Source organism: Frigoribacterium sp. PhB24, from assembly GCF_003755185.1.
GTDB lineage: Bacteria > Actinomycetota > Actinomycetes > Actinomycetales > Microbacteriaceae > Frigoribacterium.
Window position 1 is genome coordinate 245,069 of record NZ_RKIC01000009.1, and the last position, 19,613, is coordinate 264,681.

Sequence of the window (19,613 nt, forward strand, 5' to 3'; positions counted from 1 at the left end):
CGCCGACCGGCTGTCGTCGCCGGTCGGATGAGGGATCAGGGACCGAGCGCGGTGTAGGCCACGATGCCCCGTCGGACGGCGTCGAGCGCCTGCCGGGCCGTCGGGCCGACCGGCAGGTCGCCCACGACGGACAGCTGGTCGAGCAGATCGATGGTCTGTTTCGTCCATCGGACGAAGTCGCCGGCAGCGAGGTCGGCGTCGTCGAGTACGGAGTCGAGGGCGGCACCCCGGGCCCAGCGGTGCATGGCCAACGCGAGACCCGGCGCCGGTGGTTGGCTGCCGGGCAGGCGGTGTTCGTGCTCGAGATCGTCGAGCTCGGCCCAGAGCAGCTGTGTGGCGTCGAGGGCTGCACGGAATTCGCCCCTGGGCAGGAACCGTTCGGAGAGCTGACCCTCGTCCCGACGGGGCTCATAGACGAGAGTCGCGGCCATAGCGGCCATCGACGGGACGTCGAGCATGTTCCAGAGGCCGAGCCGGAGACTCTCGGCCACGAGGAGGTCGCGATCGCCGTAGATGCGACGCAACGTGCGGCCGGTCGGGGCGACCGCGACCTCGGCGTCCCGGGGGACGCGACCCGCGCCTCCTGCGCCGGCCCCTGTGGGGACCAGGTAGCCGCGGTCGAGCAGGACGTCGGTGACGCGGTCGAAGACCTTCGCGACGGCGCCGGTGCGACTGCGGATCTGCGCCGACAGTTGGTCGGTCTGCTTCTTGAGCTTGAACCAGCGCTCTGACCACCGGGCATGCTGCTCGCGTTCGGGGCAGGCGTGGCACGGATGCTGGCGGACCTGGCGACGGAGCTCGCCGATGCGGCGCTGCCGCTTGTCGCGCTCGGCCCGCGATTGCGTGTCGGCCCGAGCCGCGCCTTGCTTCTCGAGATCGCCCACCTCGCGACGCAGCATCGTGTACTCGCCGAAGTCACCGAGATGGCAGGCCATCGAGGCGGCGTAACCGTCGAGCGACTGCTGCTGCGATCGGACCTTGCGAGCGAGGTCGACGACCGAACGGTCGGCCTGGAACTGGGCGAACGAGGTCTCGAGCACCTCGCGGGTACGGGACCGGCCGAACTGCTCGATGAGGTTGACGGCCATGTTGTAGGTCGGCCGGAAACTGCTGTTCATGGGGTACGTACGTCGTGAGGCCAGCGAGGCCACCGCCTGGGGGTCGAGTCCCTGCTGCCATTGGATGAGGGAGTGCCCCTCGACGTCGATGCCGCGGCGACCGGCACGACCGGTCAACTGCGTGTACTCACCCGGGGTGATGGGCACGCGGGCCTCGCCGTTGAACTTCTCGAGCTTCTCGAGCACGACCGTACGGGCCGGCATGTTGATGCCGAGAGCGAGGGTCTCGGTCGCGAACACGACCTTGACGAGCTTCTTCTGGAACAGTTCTTCGACGACCTCTTTGAAGGCCGGTAGCAGACCCGCGTGGTGGGCCGCGACGCCTCGCTCGAGCCCGTCGAGCCAGCGCCAGTAACCGAGCACCGCCAGGTCTTCGTCGCGCAGCGTGCGGCAGCGTGCCTCGACGATCTCGCGGATCTCGCGTCGCTGGTCGGCGGTCGTCAAGCGGATGCCGGACCGCAACACCTGGGACACGGCCTGGTCGCAGCCGACACGGCTGAAGACGAAGAAGATTGCGGGGAGGAGATTCTGGTCGTCGAGCATCTCGACGATCTTCCAGCGGTCGAGACGCCCGGGGCCGCCCTGCGAGGGTGGGACGACGTGACCGCGAGGTCCGGTCCGCCCGGCGGGGTGCGAGTCCCGTCGACCGCCACTGCGCCCGCCACGCCGCCCGAGCGAGGTGGCGCGTAGGAGTTCGGGATTCACCCGGTTGGTCGCCGCCTGCCCCGAGGAGTCGAACAGGTCGAGGAACTTGCCCCCGACCAGGACGTGCTGGTCGAGGGGCACGGGACGGTCCTCGGAGACGATGACCTCGGTGCTGCCACGAACGGTCTGCAGCCAGTCACCGAATTCTTCGGCGTTCGACACCGTGGCACTGAGCGAGATGAGGCGGACGTCGAGGGGCAGGTGGATGATCACCTCTTCCCAGACGGCACCACGGAAGCGGTCCGCGAGGAAGTGGACCTCGTCGAGGACGACGTAGCGCAGGTCGGCCAGCATCTCCGACCCCGCGTAGATCATGTTGCGGAGGACCTCGGTCGTCATCACGACGATGCGCGCGCGGGAGTTCACGTTCGTGTCACCGGTCAGGAGACCGACCTCCGACGGGCCGTACTCGGCCACCAGTTCTTGGAATTTCTGGTTGCTCAGCGCCTTCATCGGCGCGGTGTAGAAGACCTTGGCCCGAGGGTCTTGCATCGCGAGGTGGATCGCGTACTCGGCCACCAGTGTCTTGCCGGCGCCCGTCGGTGCCGCGACGAGGACGCTGTCACCGTCTTCGAGGGCGGCGCAGGCCGCGACCTGGAAAGGGTCGAGCGCGAAGCCCAGGCGGGACCGGAAGGCCTCGAGCTTGGGCGTCCTGACGCGCGTCTTCGCCGCCGCGAAGCGCTCCGCCGGGCTGAGGTCGGGGCTCATCGGTTCACTCCGCCGCCAACTCGGCATCGAGGGCGGCAGCTCGCTTCGCGACCCGTCGATCGTGCAGCCAGGCCACGCCGGCTGCGAGGAAGAAGAGCACGATCATCGGGATCGCCAGGAGGAACATCGAGAAGATGTCGGCCGACGGCGTCGCGATGGCGGTGAAGAGCACGATGACCAGGATGGCCACGCGCCACCCTTTGACGATGGCGGCCGCCGAGACGACGCCGACGAAGTTGAGCAACACGAGGAACACCGGCATGACGAAGGCGATTCCGACCGCGAGGACGAGCTTGAGGACGAAGTCGTAGTAGACCTTCGACTCGATGATCGTGGCGTCCTGGGTGTCGACGAAGCCCGTCATGACCTCGACGATGTGCGGCAGGACGTACCAGCCCGCCAGGCAACCGCCGAGGAACAGGGGTATCGCCGTGCCGATGAAGCCGACGGCGTAGAGCTTTTCCCTGCGTACGAGGGCCGGGACGATGAAGGCCCAGACCTGGTACAGCCAGACGGGGCTCGAGATGACGACCCCCACGGTGATCGCGATCTGGAGTTTGAGGTCGAACGCGCCCGTGATGTTCGAGTAGTTGAGGGTGGTCTCACCGGTCCGTGCCGCGGCGATGGCTTCGACCGGCGAGCGCAGGGCGTCGAGCACGAATGGCGCGAGGAACCAACCGGCGACAGCGGCCAGGATGAGGGCCAGGGCGGAGATGAAAAGCCGTTTGCGCAACTCGAGCAGGTGCTGCCCGAGCGACATCTTGCCGTCACGCCCTCGGCTGCGGCCCGTGCCGCTCCCCCGGGTGCTGTCGCCACGAGTCGTCGTCGTGGCCACGCGTCAGGACTTCGGCGGGACGTCGCGAGTCGGCGACGGGTACGAGTCGTCACCACGGCGAGCGGACGATTCGTCCGTGTACCGGACGCCGGAGTCGTCGGCGCGGCGGGCGGTACGACCGTCGTAGTCGTCGTCGACGGGGTCTTTCTTGTCGCTGTTGACCTCGTTCTTGAAGATTCGCATCGACTGGGCGATGCTCTTCGCGAGGGCGGGGAGCTTCGGCGCACCGAAGAGCAACAGGACGATCGCCAGGATGATGATCAGGTGCCAGCCTGTGAACGCGTTTCCGAACATGATGGGGTCTCCTTGCCGGGCAGGGTGACGATCAGTCTATCGTCCGGACAACGCGTGACGAGGCACGGCGCAGGCGATCCTCAGGGCAGCTGGGGGCGTGACTCCTGGGAGGCGGGGGTCGCGTCGACGTCGTACCGCTCGATCGCCCGGCGTGCCCAGTCCGCGACGGCTGAGCGGGCCGACTCGGGTGCGACGACCTCGGGGCGCCCCGGCAACCCGGCGACGAGCCGGCAGAGCGTGCCGAGTCGATTGACACGGAGCCGGAGTCGCACGCGACCGTCGTCGAGGGGCTCGGGTTCGTCGGGCCCGTAGTCCGTGAGAAGCGGTGCCGCTGCGGCGTCGAGGTCGAGCACGACGACGAGGTCGTCCGGTGATCCCTCGAAGAGCGTCTCGGGCAGGGTGACGTCGTCGGCCCGGTGGGCGATCGGCGTGGACGTGAGCGCGGGCGCGGCGATCCGGTCGAGCCGGAACGTGCGGGGGGCCTCACGGAGGTGGTCCCAGGCGCGCAGATACCAGTCGGCGTCCACGGATTCGACTCGCAGCGGATCGACTCGGCGTCGCTCGGCCACGCCTCGGGTGCCCCGGTAATCGAACTCGAGCTGGACCCCGGCCTCGACTGCCCGGCCGACGAGTCCGAGCACCTCGTTCGTGTCGGACTGGTCCACCGCCACCTGGCTCGGCTCGCTGGAGGCCCCACGGGACAGTTTGCTCATCAGGGTCGCGATGGCCGCGCGATCGGCGTTCTCGGGCAACGACGAGAGGTACTGCAACCCTGCGATGAGCGCGGCGGCCTCACGAGCCGAGAACCGCGGAGAGTCGTCGATGGCGACGAGGTTGGTCAGCACGATGACGTCGTTCTGCTCGAAGTCGTCCCACGCGATGTCGAAGAGGTCACCGTGCTGGTACTGCGTCGTCTCACCGGGAACGCCCGAGACGGCGATCAGTTCGACCGCCCGGCGGATCTCGGAGACGCTCACGCCGAAGTGGGCGGCGGCCTCGGCGACGCTGACCCGCTCGTGGTCCATGAGCCAGGGCACGAGCGAAAGCAAGAAGGCGAGTTTGTCGGCGGCGTGGACACCGCCCCGGGAATCAGCCACGGTCGTCTCCGTCGAGTGCGTCGGTGTGCGCGTCGAGCACGGTCGCGAGACGGGCCCGCACCAGTGCCCGCAGACTCTCGGGCTCGAGGACGGTCACCTCGGGGCCGAAGGAGGCGAGTTCATCGGCGAGGAGGTGCTCGTCGGTCCAGTGGACGGTCAGGGCGTCGGGGCCGACACGGGTGGTACCGCGGCGCTTGCCGAGTCGGGTCTCGGCGTCGGACGTCGGTTCGACGCGGACGGTCGCCGTGCGGTCGTGCCAGACCTGCTCGAGGTCGGCCAGCGCGCGCTCGGCCGTGGCGGCGCTCGGCCGCGTGAACGGAGTGGTGGTCAGCTGGACGGGACCGACGACCCTCGAGAGCAGGAACGTCTTGATCGCCCCGGACCCGACCTCGACCGCCGACACCAGCCAGCGCCCGTGGTGCTGGACCAGGGCGGCCGGGGCGACCTCGCGTCGCCGGGCCGACTCGTCACCGGGTTTGAGGTAGTCGAACCGCACGACGACACCACGGTCGAGGGCCGTGCGCAGCGGTTCGAACGCCGCGTCGCGAGAGCGGAGCCGAGGTGCGTACTCGAGTTCGGGGACGCTGGCGGACCCCCCGAGCGACCTCAGCTTGAGGAGTGCCCGCCGGGACTCGTGGGACAACGACCCTTCGCGCCAGACCATCGCGGCCAACGTGAGCAACGCGGTCTCTTCGGAAGAGAACGCGATGTCGTCCGGCAGTTCGTAGGCACCCCGTGGGATGCGGTACCGCAGGGCCTGGTTGTTGCCGGCCGCCGACGGGTCGTCGATCGTCTCGAGGGGGACGCCGAGTTCGCGGATGTCGTCCTTGTCGCGCTCGAACTGTCGCTCGAGTGCGGCGTTGTCGCCGGACCGTGAATATTTCTGCCGGTAGCCCTGCACGGTCGACAGGATCTCGGTCTTGCTCAACCCGGAATCGGTCGCGAGCAGGGCCAGCACGAGGCTGAACAGGCGCTCTTCGACGGGGACGCGGGGGGCACGGGCAGTGGGCACGGCGGCAGGCTCAGCAGGGATGCGTCATCGGATGGCCCCGAGCACGTCGAAGACGTAGACGTAAGCCGAACCGCCGCTGTCGGCGGATGCGGGGAGCACGACCATGACCTGCGAACCGACCTGCTGACCGACCAGGGCCGAGCGGATGTCGTCCGGGATCTGAGCGTCGCCGAGATCGACGGGCGTCGCCGAGCCGCCGTTCGTCCAGGTGGAGCCCGCGACGGTGGACGGCTGGCTCCAGGTGACGGCCGTGAACTGGACCACGGCTGTGTCGTCGGCCGTCAACGTCGTGCCGTGACCCTTGCGGACGAGGTGCACCACTTCGCCGGTCGGCGCGTCTCCGGCCGGGATCGTGATGCCGGGTGCGCCGTCAGGGGCGGTGACCACGGCCGGGAGGCCGTTCGCCCCGAGCTGCAGGGCGCCGTCGGCCTTCGCGAGGAACGCCCGCTTGACGTCCACCACCGCGACGTAGGCGGCGTCGGGGTCGTCGTTCGGCGTCGACGCGGCACCGTTGATCGACGCCGAGAGATCGCTCGCCTTGACGGCGACGGCGACCCGCGATCCGACGGTGGAGCAATCGAGCGCGTCGACGAGCGGGGCCAGGGTCTGGCCACCCACGGTCAACGGCACGTTCGTCGAACCGTCGTAGCCGCTGTCCTCGAGCTCTTGTCCCGTCGTGCCGTCGAAGAGGGTGTAGTTGATGACGACCGGGGTGCCGTCGACGAGACGCTGGCCGTCGCCCTGGATGAGGGTCGAGACCTCGGTCTTCTTCGTCACGATCGGGGTCGGCACGTCGACGTCGGGTTTCGCACCGAAGTCACCGGTCGCCGTGACGACCGAGGCGGCATCACCGGTGGGTGGGCAGCCGGTCGAGCCGGGCCCGGCCGTGGTCGAGCAGGCGGTCATCGAAGCGAGCAGGCCGACCGTCACGACGAGGGCGGGGATCTTGCGCACGGGGACTCATTTCGTGGAGGCGACCGGTCGGGTCGCGCGGATGCGGGGACAGCTTAGCGGGGGTGGTCAGGACCCTCGCCGAGCTCAGGCCGTGGCGGTACCGGTCGACGGACCGGTGGCCGGGCCCTGGTCGACGGCTTCGGTCGCTGCGATGGCGGCGTCGGCCGCCGTCCGGGCCTGGCGGGCCGTCTTGCGCAGCTTCTTGTCGCTGGCCGACCGCTCGCCGAGGGCGCCGGGAGTCCAGGCCTCGACGTCGGCGTCGCTGTAGTCGGACTTCGAGGGACGCCTCTTCAGTTGCGGCAGGACCGACCCGGGAGCCAGTCGTCGTGCGGTGATCAGGAAGCCCGTGTGGCCGATCATGCGGTGGTCGGGTCGGACGGCGAGACCTTCGACGTGCCAGCCACGGACGAGGGTCTCCGACGCGTCCGGCTCGGTGAAGGCCCCGGAGGCGCGCAGGGCCTCGGCCGTGCGGGAGAGCTGGGTGGCCGTGGCGACGTAGCAGATCACGAGACCGCCCGGCTTGAGCGCATCGGCGGTGACGTCGACGTTCTCCCACGGGGCCAGCATGTCGAGCACGACCCGGTCGACGGTTCCGTCGGACATCGCCGAGGGGAGCTCGTCGGCCAGATCGCCGACCGTGACCGTCCAGTTCTCGGGCTCGGCGCCGAAGAAGCTCGCGACGTTGCCCTCGGCGACGTCGGCGAACTCCCGACGGCGCTCGAAGGACGCCAGACGCCCTTCGGGGCCGACGGCGCGGAGCAGCCAGAGCGACAGGGCGCCCGAGCCCACGCCCGCTTCGACCACGGTGGCACCGGGGAAGATGTCGGCGAAGGCCACGATCTGGGCGGCGTCCTTCGGGTAGACGATGGCCGCGCCCCGGGGCATGGACATCACGAAGTCGCTCAGGAGCGGACGGAGGGCGAGGTACTCGTCACCCGTCGTGCTCGCGACGACCGACCCGTCGGGAAGGCCGACGACGTCGTCGTGCGCGATCATGCCGCGGTGCGTGTGGAACACGGCGCCCGGGGTCAGCACGATGGTGTTCATCTTGCCCTTGGGGCCCGTGAGCTGGACCTTGTCGCCCTCGACGAAGGGGCCGGACTGGCGGCGGAACGCGGTCATGCGGGGCTGCTGCTTTCGATCGGGTCGCACCCCGAAGGGCGCAGGAGGCGCGCCGAGCGCGCCGGGGTCAGGAATCGGAGGTCGTCCGGTCACGGACGGCGCGACCGGCCAGATGCAGCGCGCGCAGGTCGTCGACCGTGGTGCCGACGAGGGTCTCGCGACGGATGAAGGGGCCGTCGTCGGCGAGCGGCGCATGGTGTTCGACACCGATCGCGACGGTGCCGGCCGCGATCGCCGAGGCGAGGCCGGGCGTGCTGTCCTCGATGGCGATGCAGTCGGCGGGGTCGACGCCCAGGAGTTCGGCGCCGCGGAGGTAGGCCTCGGGATGCGGCTTGGCGTGCTCGACGTCGTCGCCGGCGACGATCGCGTCGAAGGCCTCGAACTCGATGGCGTCGACCATGAACTGGGCCATGCGGCGGATCGACATGGTGACGAGGGCCGTCGGGACGCCCTCGCGTCGCAGCTCGGCGAGCAGTTCTCTCGCGCCGGGACGCCAGGGGATCTCGACCGCGGCGCGTTCGAGGACCGCGGTGGTCAGGCGGTCGATGATCTCGTCCTCGGAGAGGTCGACGCCGTGGGCCTGCAGGACCCGGGCGGACTGCCACAGACCGCTGCCGATCATGGCGTCGCCGTCCTCGCGGCTCCAGGTGCCGCCGAACGACTCGACCAGTTCGACCTGGCAGAGGAACCAATAGGGCTCGGTGTCGACGAGGGTTCCGTCCATGTCCCACAGGACGGCGGCAGGCAGGGTTTCGGTCACGGCGAAGGAGTCTACCGGGCGTGACCCGTGTGGCTTCCCGGCCCGCGCCTCCTGGTCGCGGTCACGGTCTATCGTGGAAGGTCAAGCGCCGGACGCCCTTCCGGCACGGTGAGGACTCAGGTTGACGAACACGTCGGATTTCGCTGCGGGACGCCTGCTGGTGGTGGCCTTCGAGGGCTGGAACGACGCCGGCGAGGCCGCCAGCGGTGTGGCGCGCAGCCTGGTGGAGACGCTCTCGCTCGAACCGGTCGCCGAGCTCGACGGCGAACGGTACATCGACTACCAGTTCAACCGACCGCAGGTGGGGCTCGACGACGACGGCGAGCGGTCGTTGGTGTGGCCCCGCATCCAGCTGCACGCGGCGGCCGACGCCGCGACGGGGCTCCCCCGGGACCTGGCGTCACCTGCCACCGAGGTGCTCGTGCTGCTGGGTGCCGAACCCTCTCGCAGCTGGCGGGGTTTCGCCGCCGAGATCGTCGACCTGATCGACGTGCACGACGTCACGGGCGTGGTGTTCCTCGGGGCGATGCTCGCCGACGTCCCGCACACGCGTCCCATCTCCGTCTTCGTGAGCAGCGAGAACGAAGCCGTCCGCGACGAATACACCCTCGAACGCAGCACCTACGAAGGGCCGGTGGGCATCTTGTCGGTGCTCGCCGACGCCGTCGAGGCCGCCGGCGTGCCGACCCTGTCCATCTGGGCCTCGGTACCGCATTACGTCCACAACGCCCCGTCGCCCAAGGCGACGCTCGCCCTCATCGAGAAGCTCGACGAGCTCTCGGGCGTGACGATCCCCCGTGGCGAACTCGCCGCCGAGTCGACGGCCTGGGAGTCAGGAATCGACGCCCTCGCGGCCGACGACGAGGACATGGCGGGTTACATCGAACAGCTCGAGCAGGCTCGCGACACGGTCGACAGCCCCGAGGCGAGCGGCGAGGCCATCGCGCAGGAGTTCGAGCGGTACCTCCGCCGCCGCGACGGCAAGGGCGGGGACGGCCGGCCGGACGACCCGCGGTATCCCCCGGTCCCCTGACCCGACACGGCCCGACCCGACCCGGTCCGACCCGACCCGGTCCGACCCGACCCGGTCCGACCCGGTCCGACCCGACCCGACCCGTAGCGTTCCGTCTCGCGAGGACGGGCCCGGTCGGACGCGCCCGATCGACGGCCGCGATCAGGTCGGGAGTTCGCCCGGGACCGCGACGCCGTTCTCGTAGGCGAACACCACGGCCGCCGTCCGGTCACGGAGGCCGAGTTTGCCGAGGACGTTCGAGACGTGAGTCTTGACCGTGGCCTCGCCGAGGAAGAGACGACGGGCGATCTCGGCGTTCGATGCCCCGGAGGCCAGCCTGTCGAGCACTTCGCGTTCGCGTTCGGTCAGGGTCGCAAGGGCCGGGCTGGGGACGACGACCCGGGTCGCCGTCGCATCACCGACGGCGCGCGCGACGACGGCGCGGGTGAGCTGGGGAGAGAGCAGGGCGTCGCCCCGGTGCACCACGGCGATCGCCTCGATGAGTTCTTCGGGGGTCGCGGTCTTGAGCAGGAAACCGCTCGCGCCGGCCTGCAGCGCCCGGAACACGTAGTCGTCCCGGCCGAAGGTGGTGAGGACGAGGACCGCGGGGCATCCCCCGGGGGGCTGCTCGAGGATGCGACGCGTCGCCTCGAGCCCGTCGAGGACGGGCATCTCGATGTCCATGACGACGACGTCGGGGCACAGCCGCCGGACGAGGTCCACCGCCTCGAGGCCGTCGCTGGCCTCACCGACGACCCGGATCTCGGGGGCCGTGTCGAGGATGATGCGGAAGCCAGTGCGAACCAGGTCCTGGTCGTCGACGAGGAGGACGGTGACGGGATCGGTCGTGTCGGTCATGCGCTCTCGGTGTGGTCGGTGGTGACGTGGTCGTGGGGGCGGGCGTCGCCGCAGGCACCGACCGGCAAGACCGCACGGACGCGGTAGCCTCCGCGCGGTCGGGGGCCCAGCTGCAGTTCTCCCCCGTGCAGGTCGACCCGTTCGCGCATGCCCCGTTGCCCCAGGCCGGCGCCCGGGCCGGCCGTCGCCTGGTGGACGACCGCACCAGGATAGGGCGTCGGGCCGGGGCGGCCGTCATCCACGACCTCGACCTCGACCGAGCGGTCTCCGTAGCGGAGGCGTACCTCGGCGACCGACGCGTTGCCGTGTTTCAGGGTGTTGGTCAGGGCCTCCTGGGTGATGCGGTAGAGGGTCACCCCGATGCTCTCGGGGACGTCACGCGCGTCGCCGTGCACCGAGAACCGGACCTCGAGACCGAGGGCGCGCGTGTCGGCCATCAACTCGGGCAGCGCGTCGAGGCCGGATGGGCCGGAACCGGTCTCGCCGTCACGCGATCGCAACACGGACAGCAGTCGGTCGAGCTCGTCGATGGTCGTCCGAGCCGTGCTCTCGACGGCAGAGAGCGCACCTCGCGCGATCTCGGGCCGATCGAGGGTGCGCCGGGCCGCTCCCGCCTGGATGCCGATGACGGCGACGTGATGGGCGACCACGTCGTGCAACTCGCGGGCGAGGCGGGTGCGTTCTTCGTTGATCGCCCGGTCGGCGACGAGCTCGTGTGCGGCGCGGAGCTCGACGCCGGTGCGTTCGAGCGCGTGCAGCCTGATGGCGGAGACGCGAGCCGCGCGACCGAAGGCGATAGCCGTGACGAGGACGATGCCGTTCGAGACGAGGGTGTAGGCGATCGTGGCCAGGGTCACGGGGTCGGGCGCCTCGGCGTCCGACGTGTAGACCGAGCGCAGCCACACCCCGAGCCAGACGAACATGACGGCGGTGACGACGATGCTGACGACGAGGGCACGGGCCCGCCGGGTGGACCAGGCGTTCGCGGTGAAGATCGCCACGAACTCGACGATCGACGGAGTGAGCGTGTCGGGATAACCCCTCAGCTGGGCGGCCAGGAAGACGGTGGACACGACGACGAGGACGGTGACGGGCCGAAGGCGCCGGAAGGCGATCGGCGTGCACAAGCAGACGAGCCAGAGCACGCTCTCGACGGTCGACGGTGAGGCCGGCCCGTCCGAGTCCTCGACGATGACGGCACTGAGCCAGAGCGTGGCGAGGCCCAGCACGACGGTGAGAGCTGCGATCCAGAGGTCGATGCGCGTGTCGCGTCGGGTGAGGGGTCTGCGGGTGTCGCTCGGTGTCGCGGCCGGGGCGGGCGCGGTGATCGACGATTCCACGCCGACCATCGTAGGGCAGACACCCGTGCTGAATGAGAAAACCTCATGCAAATGCATGGAAAACGGGGTGAGTGACCGGTTTCGTCGTGTCGCCCGGGGCGATGGTGTCCGCTCGCTCCGGCAGGTTCGCTCAGGCGCGGAGGTCGATGCCCAGCAGGGCCTGGACGGCGTCGACGTCGACCTCGGACGGGGCGGTGCCCTGGGACACGACGGCGTCGACGGCGGCGAGTGCCGACGGCGTGTCGAGGTCGTCCCCGAGTGTGGAACGCAGTCCCACGATCAAGGAGGTGGGGGCCGTGACCGGACCCGCGCCTCCTGCCCTCGAGGCGGCCCAGGCGAGCCACCGCTCGAGTCGTCGTTCGGCGTCGACGAGGTCGGAGTCGAACCACTCCCAGTCGGAGCGGTAGTGGTGGGCCAGCAGGGCGAGCCGGACGGCCCGCGCGTCGTGCCCGCCGGCGACGAGTTCGCTGACCTTGACCAGGTTGCCGAGTGACTTGCTCATCTTCTCGCCCTGGTACCCGACCATGCCGGTGTGCGTGTGGTGCACGGCGTAGGGGCGGCCGGTGAGGGCCGTGCCGTGCGCCGTGCTCATCTCGTGGTGCGGGAACACCAGGTCGCTGCCGCCCCCGTTGACCGTGATCGGGACGTCGAGGTGCTGCTGGGCGATCACCGTGCACTCGATGTGCCAGCCCGGGCGTCCGGCGCCCAGCGTGGTCGGCCAGGACGGTTCGTCGTCACGGGCGGCGCGCCAGAGCAGCGGGTCGAGAGGGTCGCGCTTGCCGGGACGATCGGGGTCTCCGCCGCGCTCGGCGAAGAATCGGGCCATCGTGTCGGCGTCATAGCGGCTCTCGAGGCCCAGGTGCCAGTCGGTGTCGCGTTCGGCGGCCCGGACGTCGAAGTACAGGTCGTCGCCCGCGCTCGAGGCGTCGGTCGTCACGGGGTAGGCGAGACCCCGGTCGAGGAGGCGCGCCACGGCGTCCGCGACGTCGGTCACCACCTCGGTCACGGCGACGTAGTGCGTCGGCGGCACGACGGCGAGATGCTGCATGTCGCTGCGGAAGAGGTCCGTCTGGCCGTCGGCGAGCTCTCGCCAGTCGACGCCGGTGGCCGTCGCGCGCTCGAGCAGCGGGTCGTCGACGTCGGTCGTGTTCTGGGCGTACTCGACCTCGACGCCGGCGTCACGCCAGACGCGCAGCAGGGTGTCGAAGGCGAGGTAGGTCGACGCGTGACCGAGGTGGGTCGCATCGTACGGGGTGATGCCGCAGACGTAGAGGCCGGCCCGCGAACCGGCGACCTCGGTCGGGTGGACCGTGCCGGTCGAGGTGTCGTGCAGTGCCGGGACGTCGCCGAGGCCGGGGAGGCGGGGGACGTCGGGCTCGGCCCAGGACCTCACGCGGCCACCACACCCGTCCCCAGCAGGACGAGCAGGACGATGCCGAGGACGATGCGGTAGGCCACGAACGGGGCGAAGCTGCGGCGCGAGATGTAGTTCATGAAGAACGCGATGACGACGAAGCCGACGACGAAGGCGACGACCGTCGCGGCCAGCGTCTCGCCCAGCGAGTAGGGCCCCGGATCGCTGAAGCTCTGGACGAGCTCGTACAGGCCGCTGCCGAAGACGGCGGGCACGGCGAGCAGGAACGAGAACCGGGCGGCGGCCGGTCGTGTGTAGCCGAGGGCCAGCGCCGTGGTCGTCGTCGCACCCGATCGCGAGACGCCCGGGAAGAGCGCCAGCACCTGAGCGACGCCGACGGCGATGCCGTGCCCGTACCGCATGTCTTCGAATCGCTCGGTCTTCTTGCCCAGACGGTCGGCCAGGCCGAGCAGCACGCCGAAGACGATCAGCACGATCGCGACGATCCAGAGCGAGCGGAACACCGTGCGGATGTACTCCTGCGCGACGTAGCCCACCAGCACGATCGGCACCGTGCCGATGATGACGAGCCAGCCCATGCGGACGTCGGGGTCGGTGCGGGGGATCTTGCCGGTCATGCCCGCGAACCAGCGCGAGACGATCCTAGTGATGTCGCGCCAGAAGTAGATGACCACCGCGAGCTCGGTGCCGAGCTGCGTGATCGCGGTGAAGGTGGCGCCGGGGTCGAACTCGGCCGCCGCTCCGGGATCGCTGAAGAACAGGCCGACGAGCCGCAGGTGGGCGCTCGACGAGACGGGGAGGAACTCCGTGAGGCCCTGGACGAGGCCGAGCAGGAGTGCCTGGAGGAGATGCTCCACGCGGGTGACCCTTCTGGTGCGGGGGTTGCTAGTACGTCGACAACAAGTCCCGCAGGACGCGACTGCCAAAGGATAGTGCGTCGAGGGGTACCCGTTCGTCGACACCGTGGAACATGGCGGGGAAGTCCATCCCCTCGTCCAGGCGCAGCGGGGCGAAACCGTACCCGGCGATGCCGAGCAGGCTGAGAGCCTTGTTGTCGGTGCCGCCGGAGAGCAGGTACGGGAGCACGGGCGCCCCCGGGTCGTGTCGGTCGAGGGTGGCCGTGATCGCGTCGACCAAGGGGCCCGAGAACGGCGTCTCGAGACCGATGTCCGTGTGCAGCGTCTCGATCTCGACGTCGTCGCCGATCAATGCCTGCACCTCGGCGAGGACCGCTGCCTCCTGGCCCGGCATGCACCGGATGTCGACCAGGGCCTCGGCCGTGTCGGGCACCACGTTGTGCTTGTAGCCGGCCGTGAGCATCGTGGGGTTGGTCGTCGTCCGCAGCGAGCCGCGGATGAACCCCTTGGCCGTGCCCGTGCGCAGGACCAGCTCGTCGGGTGCGACCTCGTGCACGTCGACGTCGAGGATGCGTGCCACCTCGCCCAGCAAGGCCGTCGTCGTCTCGGTCAGCACGATCGGCCACTGCTGGCGTCCGAGCACGGCGGCGGCCTCGGCCAGGCGCGTCACGGCGTTCGCCTCGATCATCTGCGAGCCGTGACCGGCGGTGCCCCGGGCCGTGAGCTTGACCCAGATCAGCGCCTTCTCGCCGGTCTGCAGAAGGTACGAACGGCGCCCGTCGATGAAGGTCGAGTAGCCGCCGACCTCGCTGATCGCCTCGGTGGCACCCTCGAACAGCCCGGGGTGCTCCGTCACGAGGAAGTGCGACCCGAGGACTCCCCCGGCCTCCTCGTCGGCGAGGAACCCCAGCACGAGGTCGCGAGCCGGTCGTTCGCCCGCCCGGAGGATGTCGCCGACGGCCGTCAGCATCATGGCGTCCATGTTCTTCATGTCGACGGCCCCGCGACCCCAGAGCATGCCGTCGCGTACGACGCCGCCGAACGGATCGACCGACCAGTTGGCCGGGTCGGCGGGCACGACGTCGAGGTGACCGTGCACCACCAGGCCGGGTTTGGCCGGCTCGGCTCCCTCGACCCGAGCGACCACGCTGACCCGACCGGGTTCGGATTCGAACAGCTGGGGCTCGAGGCCCAGGTCGCGCAGGGCGGCCTCGACGTACTCGGCCGCATCCGCCTCGCCGTTCGACCGCCCGCCGCCGTAGTTCGACGTGTCGAACCGGATCAGGTCGCGGGCGATGCGGGCCGTCTCGTCGAGCTCGGGTGCGGTCGGGCCGGTGCTCGTGGGGGTCGTCGTCATGCGCCCCACGCTACCTGCCGTGCCCCCTGCGCCGACGGACGTGGCCGTGGTCACGAGGGCCCTCCGAGCCGTGCTAATCTTTCGTGTCGGCTTCGGTCGGCACCATCCGGTCCGGGTGGCGGAAATGGCAGACGCGCTAGCTTGAGGTGCTAGTGCCCGTATAGGGCGTGGGGGTTCAAGTCCCCCCTCGGACACTCGAAACATCCTCTCCCGAGGGTGATTCACCAGATCTGTGTTGAGACAGATGCTTGTTCGCAAGCGACGGAAGGCCCGAACACCTCAGGTGTCCGGGCCTTCCTTGGTTTGCCTCCTCCCGCCTCCCGCCTCCCGTGGCGCGTGCGTAGGGTCGGGGCATGTCGCTCTCGATGGCCGCCACGCGCGCCCTGCTGCGCCTGCGCCCCCGCTCGACCGAGACCGAGGGCACCCTCGTGCGCTCGATCGCCCGGCAGGGCTCCGCGGCCCCGGTCTCCCGGGCGGCGCACCGCGTCGCGATCGTCGAGGAGGCGCAGAGCGGCGAGGTCCGCGTCGTCACCCTCCGGCCGCGTCGAGCCCCGAGCGGCGTGCACGTCGTCTACCTGCACGGCGGTGCCTACGTCCACCCCGTCCTGACCACTCACTGGAACCTGCTCGCGGGGGTGGTCCGCGCCTCCGGAGCCGTCGTCACGGTGCCGCTCTACGGGCTCGCCCCGGCGCACGACGTCGACGAGGCGCTGCCGTTGCTGGACGCCGTCCTCGACGGGGTGCGCCGCGCCTCCCCGTCCCGAGTCGTCTTGGCGGGCGACTCGGCGGGCGGGGCTCTGGCCCTCGTCGCGGCGATGCGGGAACGCGACGCCGGCCGGTCGGCTGTCGACGCCCTCGTGCTCTTCTCGCCGTGGGTCGACGCCCTGCTCGACTCCCCCGCGGTCGGCGAGGTCGCCCCGCTCGACCCCATGCTGGGACGCGAAGGCCTCGTGGCCGCCGGTCGGTGGTGGGCGGGCGATCGCGACCCGGCCGATTCGGCGATCAGTCCGGTTCGGGGTGACCTCTCGGGCCTGCCGCCCGTCTTCGCCTACGCGGGAGACCGCGACCTGCTGACACCCGATGTGAAACAGCTGGTGCGCCGAGTGGTCGGAGCCGGAGGACGGGCTGAGCTGCGGCTCTACGGCGGGGCGTTCCACGTCTTCGTCGGTGCGCCCTGGACTCCGGAGGCGCGGCGTGCGCTCCGACACGCCGCATCGGTGATCCGCGGTGACGCGCGGATCGCGGGCCGGGCCGCATGGCCCCGCGCGTAGGGTCGCAATCGGCGCGGCCGCCGGTGCCCCGCTTCGACGACCAGAGGGAGCACACATGGAGTACGCACGACTGGGGACGAGCGGCCTGACCGTCTCGTCGGTCACCCTCGGCTGCATGAGCTACGGCGCCCCCGACCGCGGGACGCACGAGTGGAGCCTGCCCGAGGACGAGAGCCGCCCGTTCATCGCCCGGGCGCTCGAACTCGGCATCACGACCTTCGACACGGCCGACGTCTACTCGGACGGCACCAGCGAGGAGATCGTCGGGCGGGCCCTGCGTGACTTCGCCACCCGCGAGGAGGTCGTCCTCGCCACGAAGGTGCACGGCCGCATGCGTCCCGGCCCGAACGGCGCGGGGCTCAGCCGGGGTCACGTGATGAGCGCGATCGACGACAGCCTGCGCCGCCTCGGCACCGACTACGTCGACCTGTACCAGATCCACCGCTTCGACCCCGAGGTGCCCGTCGAGGAGACCATGGAGGCGCTGCACGACGTCGTCAAGGCGGGCAAGGCCCGGTACATCGGCGCCTCGAGCATGTGGGCCTGGCAGTTCGCCACGATGCAGCACGCGGCCGACCTCGGCGGCTGGACGCGTTTCGTCTCGATGCAGGACCAGTACAGCCTGATCCAGCGCGAGGAAGAACGCGAGATGCACCCCTACTGCCTCGACCAGGGTGTCGGCGTGCTGCCCTGGTCGCCCCTGGCCCGCGGCAAGCTCACCCGCGACTGGGACGCCACCACGGCCCGGACCGAGACGGACCGCTTCGGTCAGACCCTCTACCGGCAGCGCGAGGACGGCGACCGGACCGTCGCGCAGGCCGTCGCCGACGTCGCCGAGGCGCGGGGCGTCTCGCGCGCGCAGGTCGCGCTGGCCTGGGTGCGGCAGCAGGACGCCGTCACCTCGCCCATCGTCGGGGCCACGAAGATGCAGCACCTCGACGACGCCGTGGCCTCGGTCGACCTGTGGCTCACCGACGACGAGCTGGACGCACTCGAGTCGCCCTACGTGACGCGAGAGAACGAGGGGTTCTGACACCGCCACGCGGCCCGGTCGGCCGGCACCGGGCCGGTCTAGGGTGAGCGGCACGGACGGCGAGGACGCCGGCCGACCTCGACGAAAGGCAGCACCCATGGGCAGCGACGCCAACCAGCACGAGCACGACCGGTCGAGCACGGGCGGCCCCACCTCGGGTGAGGACGGCTCGTACGTCGACGACGACCTCGACGGCGGTGCCCGGACGCGCGGGCCGCACGACGGCGAGGCCGACGGCACCTACACCGAGGAAGCCGGCACGAGCGAGGGCGACGGCTCGTACGTCGACGCCGAGGTGCCCGACGAACCCGCCGTCGACGGCGGACCCCACGACGGTGAACCCGACGGGTCGTTCACGCAGAGCGACGTCGACGGCGGCCGCTGAACGAGGCCCCGACGCCACGCGCCGAACGGCCCGGCCCCGAGGGGTGCCGGGCCGTTCGGCGCGTGGCGTCCGGGCGACCGCCCCCCGGGGTACGGTCGTCTGAGGGAGGAACACTTACATGACCAAGCGAATCGTAATTCTCGGCGGCGGTTCCGCCGGGCTCACCACTGCACTCGAACTGCAGAAGCGACACCCACCCCAGGCGGCGAGCATCACGCTCGTCGACCAGGCCCCGTACTTCACCTACCAGCCGTTCTTGCCCGAGGTCGCCGGCGGGCACATCGCCGCACGCGACGTCACCGTGCCGCTGCGCAAGACGCTGAAGCGCACCAAGGTCGTCGAAGCGTCCGTCACCGGGCTCGACAGCGAGGCCAAGAAGGTGACCGTGACGAGCGCGGACGGTGAGGCGAGCGACATCGCCTACGACCAGCTGGTCGTCGCCCTCGGGGCGGTCACCCGGACCTTCCCGACGCCGGGTCTCGCCGAGAACGGCGTCGGCTTCAAGAGCGTCGAAGAGGCCCAGTACGTCCGCGATCGCATCCTCGGCAACATCGCCGAGGCGGCCAGCGTCAAGGACCCTGCCGTTCGTCGCAAGCTCCTCACCGTCGTCTTCGTCGGCGGCGGCTACACCGGTGTCGAGGCCCTCGCCGAGCTGTCCGACGCCGCCAACTCGGCGGTCGACACGTTCCCGAACCTCTCGCGCGACGAACTGCGCTTCGTGCTGGTCGAGGCCCTCGACCGCGTCGCGCCCGAGGTCGGCCCCGAGCTCTCGAAGTGGACCCTGGGGCAGCTGCGTGGCCGCGGCATCGACATTCGCCTCAAGACGACGATGCCTTCGTGCGTCGACGGCGACGTCGTCCTGAGCGACGGCGAGACCATCCCCGCGGGCACGATCGTCTGGACGGCCGGCGTCAAGCCGAACCCGGTCCTCGGCGAGATGGGTCTGCCGCTCGGTCCGAAGGGGCACGTCAACGTCAGCGCGACGCTGCAGGTCCAGACCGAGGACGGCCAGAAGCTCGACGGCGTCTGGGCCCTCGGCGACGGCGCGCAGGTGCCCGACCTCCTGGCCGAGAAGCAGCCGGCGTACTACCCGCCGAACGCGCAGAACGCCGTGCGTCAGGCGGTCACCGTGGCCGACAACGTCATCGCGACCCTCTCGGGCGAGCCCGTCAAGGAGTACCGCCACGAGTCGCTCGGCACCGTCGCGAGCTACGGCATCGGCAAGGGTGCGGCCAGCATGTTCGGCTTGCAGCTGAAGAACGTGCCGGCCTGGCTGGCGCACCGCGGCTACCACCTGTACGCGATGCCGACGCTGAACCGCAAGTTCCGCATCCTGTCGGGTTGGATCACGAACTTCGTCGGCGGCCGCGACACCACTCCGCTGGTGGGGCTCGGCGACCCGCGCGCCGGGTTCCTCAAGGTCACCCCCAAGGTCGACGCCAAGAAGTAGACGCGAGTCCGCGACCGAAGGAGGCGCGTCCCGGGTGACCGGGGCGCGCCTCCTTCGTCGTCGGTGCGGC

18 protein-coding genes and 1 tRNA gene are annotated in these 19,613 nt (G+C 70.5%); 6 read left to right on the forward strand and 13 right to left on the reverse strand.

All coding sequences use genetic code 11. From position 1 onward, the window contains the following. Positions 1-35: 35 nt before the first annotated feature. The 8 genes from EDF50_RS01730 to EDF50_RS01765 all read right to left on the reverse strand — a co-directional run bounded on the left by EDF50_RS01730 (position 36) and on the right by EDF50_RS01765 (position 8,605). Entirely contained in the window at positions 36-2,531 is a 2,496-nt protein-coding gene (locus tag EDF50_RS01730) for an RNA helicase (RefSeq protein WP_123517664.1), read from the reverse strand. A 4-nt stretch (positions 2,532-2,535) separates the two neighbouring features. Continuing rightward, entirely contained in the window at positions 2,536-3,291 is a 756-nt protein-coding gene (gene tatC / locus EDF50_RS01735) for a twin-arginine translocase subunit TatC (RefSeq protein WP_123518379.1), read from the reverse strand. A 78-nt stretch (positions 3,292-3,369) separates the two neighbouring features. Then, positions 3,370-3,660 (reverse strand): twin-arginine translocase TatA/TatE family subunit, encoded by a 291-nt coding sequence (gene tatA / locus EDF50_RS01740; RefSeq protein ID WP_123517666.1) that lies wholly within the window; start codon positions 3,658-3,660, stop codon positions 3,370-3,372. An 80-nt stretch (positions 3,661-3,740) separates the two neighbouring features. Continuing rightward, a complete protein-coding gene (locus tag EDF50_RS01745) occupies positions 3,741-4,757 on the reverse strand; it encodes a YafY family protein (protein ID WP_123517668.1) in 1,017 nt (338 codons plus the stop codon). Further along, positions 4,750-5,769, reverse strand: a complete 1,020-nt coding sequence (locus EDF50_RS01750; protein WP_123517669.1) for a YafY family protein — start codon at positions 5,767-5,769, stop codon at positions 4,750-4,752. The genes EDF50_RS01745 and EDF50_RS01750 overlap by 8 nt, the downstream gene beginning before the upstream one ends. 24 nt (positions 5,770-5,793) lie before the next feature. Further along, on the reverse strand, positions 5,794-6,723 hold the full coding sequence (locus EDF50_RS01755; protein WP_123517671.1) for a hypothetical protein: 930 nt from the start codon (positions 6,721-6,723) through the stop codon (positions 5,794-5,796). Positions 6,724-6,807: 84 nt separating this feature from the next. After that, on the reverse strand, positions 6,808-7,845 hold the full coding sequence (locus EDF50_RS01760; RefSeq protein ID WP_123517672.1) for a tRNA (adenine-N1)-methyltransferase: 1,038 nt from the start codon (positions 7,843-7,845) through the stop codon (positions 6,808-6,810). Positions 7,846-7,912: 67 nt separating this feature from the next. Next, positions 7,913-8,605 (reverse strand): HAD family phosphatase, encoded by a 693-nt coding sequence (locus tag EDF50_RS01765; RefSeq protein ID WP_233570258.1) that lies wholly within the window; start codon positions 8,603-8,605, stop codon positions 7,913-7,915. Between the two features lie 121 nt (positions 8,606-8,726). On the opposite strand from EDF50_RS01765, the gene EDF50_RS01770 reads away from it, so the two are divergent. Continuing rightward, entirely contained in the window at positions 8,727-9,638 is a 912-nt protein-coding gene (locus tag EDF50_RS01770; RefSeq protein ID WP_123517674.1) for a proteasome assembly chaperone family protein, read from the forward strand. A gap of 141 nt (positions 9,639-9,779) precedes the next feature. Here the strand turns inward: EDF50_RS01770 and EDF50_RS01775 are convergent, their stop codons facing one another. From EDF50_RS01775 to EDF50_RS01795, 5 genes are all read right to left on the reverse strand, one after another. Continuing rightward, positions 9,780-10,475 carry a response regulator transcription factor gene (locus EDF50_RS01775; protein WP_123517676.1) on the reverse strand — a complete coding sequence of 232 codons (696 nt, stop codon included), beginning with the start codon at positions 10,473-10,475 and terminating at the stop codon, positions 9,780-9,782. After that, entirely contained in the window at positions 10,472-11,815 is a 1,344-nt protein-coding gene (locus EDF50_RS01780) for a sensor histidine kinase (protein ID WP_148076736.1), read from the reverse strand. The genes EDF50_RS01775 and EDF50_RS01780 overlap by 4 nt, the downstream gene beginning before the upstream one ends. Before the next feature lie 130 nt (positions 11,816-11,945). Next, positions 11,946-13,208 (reverse strand): cysteine--1-D-myo-inosityl 2-amino-2-deoxy-alpha-D-glucopyranoside ligase, encoded by a 1,263-nt coding sequence (mshC, locus tag EDF50_RS01785; protein WP_123517679.1) that lies wholly within the window; start codon positions 13,206-13,208, stop codon positions 11,946-11,948. After that, entirely contained in the window at positions 13,205-14,047 is an 843-nt protein-coding gene (locus tag EDF50_RS01790) for an undecaprenyl-diphosphate phosphatase (RefSeq protein WP_123517680.1), read from the reverse strand. The genes mshC and EDF50_RS01790 overlap by 4 nt, the downstream gene beginning before the upstream one ends. Before the next feature lie 28 nt (positions 14,048-14,075). Then, entirely contained in the window at positions 14,076-15,404 is a 1,329-nt protein-coding gene (locus EDF50_RS01795) for a M20/M25/M40 family metallo-hydrolase (RefSeq protein WP_123517682.1), read from the reverse strand. 109 nt (positions 15,405-15,513) lie between these two features. On the opposite strand from EDF50_RS01795, the gene EDF50_RS01800 reads away from it, so the two are divergent. The 5 genes from EDF50_RS01800 (at position 15,514) to EDF50_RS01820 (ending at position 19,543) form a co-directional block, all read left to right on the forward strand. Next, positions 15,514-15,598 (forward strand) — tRNA-Leu (locus EDF50_RS01800). A gap of 159 nt (positions 15,599-15,757) precedes the next feature. Then, the gene (locus EDF50_RS01805; RefSeq protein WP_123517683.1) at positions 15,758-16,675 is read left to right on the forward strand and encodes an alpha/beta hydrolase fold domain-containing protein; all 918 of its coding nucleotides are present in this window, start codon (positions 15,758-15,760) and stop codon (positions 16,673-16,675) included. Positions 16,676-16,730: 55 nt separating this feature from the next. Then, entirely contained in the window at positions 16,731-17,708 is a 978-nt protein-coding gene (locus tag EDF50_RS01810) for an aldo/keto reductase (protein ID WP_123517685.1), read from the forward strand. A 97-nt stretch (positions 17,709-17,805) separates the two neighbouring features. After that, positions 17,806-18,093, forward strand: coding sequence for a BatC protein (locus tag EDF50_RS01815; RefSeq protein ID WP_123517687.1), 288 nt, complete (start codon positions 17,806-17,808; stop codon positions 18,091-18,093). A 118-nt stretch (positions 18,094-18,211) separates the two neighbouring features. Then, positions 18,212-19,543 (forward strand): NAD(P)/FAD-dependent oxidoreductase, encoded by a 1,332-nt coding sequence (locus tag EDF50_RS01820; protein ID WP_123517689.1) that lies wholly within the window; start codon positions 18,212-18,214, stop codon positions 19,541-19,543. Positions 19,544-19,613: the final 70 nt, after the last annotated feature.

What these genes read in the sequence shown, in the direction of transcription:
- EDF50_RS01730 (WP_123517664.1), bottom strand. Translation starts at nt 2,531, where the DNA reads ATGAGCCCCGACCTCAGCCCGGCGGAGCGCTTCGCGGCGGCGAAGACG.
- tatC (WP_123518379.1), bottom strand. Translation starts at nt 3,291, where the DNA reads ATGTCGCTCGGGCAGCACCTGCTCGAGTTGCGCAAACGGCTTTTCATC.
- tatA (WP_123517666.1), bottom strand. Translation starts at nt 3,660, where the DNA reads ATGTTCGGAAACGCGTTCACAGGCTGGCACCTGATCATCATCCTGGCG.
- EDF50_RS01760 (WP_123517672.1), bottom strand. Translation starts at nt 7,845, where the DNA reads ATGACCGCGTTCCGCCGCCAGTCCGGCCCCTTCGTCGAGGGCGACAAG.
- EDF50_RS01775 (WP_123517676.1), bottom strand. Translation starts at nt 10,475, where the DNA reads ATGACCGACACGACCGATCCCGTCACCGTCCTCCTCGTCGACGACCAG.
- EDF50_RS01795 (WP_123517682.1), bottom strand. Translation starts at nt 15,404, where the DNA reads ATGACGACGACCCCCACGAGCACCGGCCCGACCGCACCCGAGCTCGAC.
- EDF50_RS01805 (WP_123517683.1), top strand. Translation starts at nt 15,758, where the DNA reads ATGTCGCTCTCGATGGCCGCCACGCGCGCCCTGCTGCGCCTGCGCCCC.
- EDF50_RS01810 (WP_123517685.1), top strand. Translation starts at nt 16,731, where the DNA reads ATGGAGTACGCACGACTGGGGACGAGCGGCCTGACCGTCTCGTCGGTC.
- EDF50_RS01815 (WP_123517687.1), top strand. Translation starts at nt 17,806, where the DNA reads ATGGGCAGCGACGCCAACCAGCACGAGCACGACCGGTCGAGCACGGGC.
- EDF50_RS01820 (WP_123517689.1), top strand. Translation starts at nt 18,212, where the DNA reads ATGACCAAGCGAATCGTAATTCTCGGCGGCGGTTCCGCCGGGCTCACC.